The sequence below is a fragment of the Oceanimonas marisflavi genome, from assembly GCF_003049725.1.
Taxonomy (GTDB): Bacteria; Pseudomonadota; Gammaproteobacteria; order Enterobacterales; family Aeromonadaceae; genus Oceanimonas; species Oceanimonas marisflavi.
This window is the reverse complement of the sequence record NZ_QAGM01000028.1, coordinates 1-1,731: the sequence shown is the minus strand read 5'-3', so window position 1 is coordinate 1,731 and position 1,731 is coordinate 1. Positions and strand designations below refer to the sequence as shown.

General features: G+C 57.5%; 2 protein-coding genes and 1 CRISPR repeat array. Both genes read right to left on the bottom strand.

Translation table 11 applies throughout. The features are described 5' to 3' along the window. Window positions 1-37: 37 nt before the first annotated feature. A CRISPR array of direct repeats spans window positions 38-860; the repeat unit is 29 nt; unit sequence CGGTTTATCCCCGCGCCTGCGGGGAACGG. Window positions 861-944: 84 nt separating this feature from the next. After that, window positions 945-1,238, bottom strand: coding sequence for a type I-E CRISPR-associated endoribonuclease Cas2e (gene cas2e / locus DA373_RS14270; RefSeq protein WP_107852974.1), 294 nt, complete (start codon window positions 1,236-1,238; stop codon window positions 945-947). Window positions 1,239-1,240: 2 nt separating this feature from the next. Next, window positions 1,241-1,573: a CRISPR-associated endonuclease Cas1 gene (locus DA373_RS14265; protein WP_232821289.1), complete on the bottom strand. Its 333-nt coding sequence runs from the start codon at window positions 1,571-1,573 to the stop codon at window positions 1,241-1,243. Window positions 1,574-1,731: the final 158 nt, after the last annotated feature.

Below are 1,731 nucleotides of genomic sequence, written 5' to 3'. Positions count from 1 at the left end.
AACGGGATTCAAGTGAGGTGGTCTGTCGTTTGGTGGCCGGTTTATCCCCGCGCCTGCGGGGAACGGTCCATGCGGTCGTAATCGGTGAGCGCCACGTACGGTTTATCCCCGCGCCTGCGGGGAACGGACCCTGACCGTCCCTCATGGTGCCGGGGATGACGGTTTATCCCCGCGCCTGCGGGGAACGGCTGCAAAAAGGCGTTTTATCACGGCTTAATGGCGGTTTATCCCCGCGCCTGCGGGGAACGGCCGCGTTCCCTGGACAACCAAACCCCGCCGAACGGTTTATCCCCGCGCCTGCGGGGAACGGCGCAAGCTGCTGAACGCGGTGCCGGTGCGCTACGGTTTATCCCCGCGCCTGCGGGGAACGGTTTGCCTTTCAGCTCTACGCTGCCATAACCTTCGGTTTATCCCCGCGCCTGCGGGGAACGGGAGGCGATGAGACCAAGGCAAAAGCCGGCATTGCGGTTTATCCCCGCGCCTGCGGGGAACGGGGCCTGAGCTGGAACGACGCCACGCCGCCCACCGGTTTATCCCCGCGCCTGCGGGGAACGGGGGGCGCGGTCTAGGAGGGGGAAAGGTGATTTCGGTTTATCCCCGCGCCTGCGGGGAACGGTCCACCAGACTGCACTTGGCAGCCATGGCGTGCGGTTTATCCCCGCGCCTGCGGGGAACGGAGAAGGCAAGGTAAGCCAGTGGGGCAATCAGACGGTTTATCCCCGCGCCTGCGGGGAACGGGGCGGCTACCTGCTCAGGGGTGAAATCGGTATTGGTTTATCCCCGCGCCTGCGGGGAACGGCCGTGGCCCTGCTGCGCATGGCCCCCGGCAGGCGGTTTATCCCCGCGCCTGCGGGGAACGGACTAAACGTATATTACTGATTTAGGTGACTTTTTCCAGGCATGAAAAAGCCACCAATTATTCCGTGTTTTTAAAGATCCATAACTTACTGATTTTCAACAGGATAAAAAGACACTAAGCGCAGCCCATCCAGGTCCACCGGCATGCGCCGATTCTGGCCATAGGTCTGGAACTCAAATCCCGATTCTGTATTGGTCGCCCAGGCCATTACCACGTTGCCTTGTTCAGCCAGTTCGGTGATCTGCTCCCAAATCATTTCTCTGATCCGCCTGGACACATCACCGACATACACTCCCGCCCTTACTTCAAGCAGCCAGACGGCAAGCCGGCCCCTGAGACGGAAGGGCACACTTTCAGTAACCACTACCAACATGCTCATTGTCAGCTACTCCTGTGTCCTTCTTCACCCAGCGGTTTTGGCTCAGGAATCGCAATAGGCTGAGCATCTTTTGGAGGTGACGGTGGCGTAATTTCACCAGCGGCCAGCACTTCTTCGATAAGAGGGATTAACTTGCCCAGCGTATTACTGCTACGAAAAATATCCCGACAGGCAATCCGCACTTCTCTATCGGGCCTGGCAGGAGACTTGCTCGCTATCTCAAAGGCTTTGGGAACCACATCGTCAAATTTGATGATATCGGCAATGTCATACACAAAAGACAATGGCTTTCCTGTATGAATAAAGCCGATCGCCGGTGCATAGCCGGCCGCCAAAATAGCAGCCTCGGTGATGCCATACAGGCAGCAGGGCGAGATCGTGAACGTTTATTGAACAAATATAGGTGGTTGACGCAGTCATCCGGCTGTGATCTTATGCTTACTTTTTAGGTCTGAATCCATGTCTCTCGACGCCTTTAAAGAGCATTTCAAGC

Excerpts from the sequence above, each read along its gene's own strand:
- cas2e (WP_107852974.1), bottom strand. The coding sequence starts at position 1,238 with ATGAGCATGTTGGTAGTGGTTACTGAAAGTGTGCCCTTCCGTCTCAGG.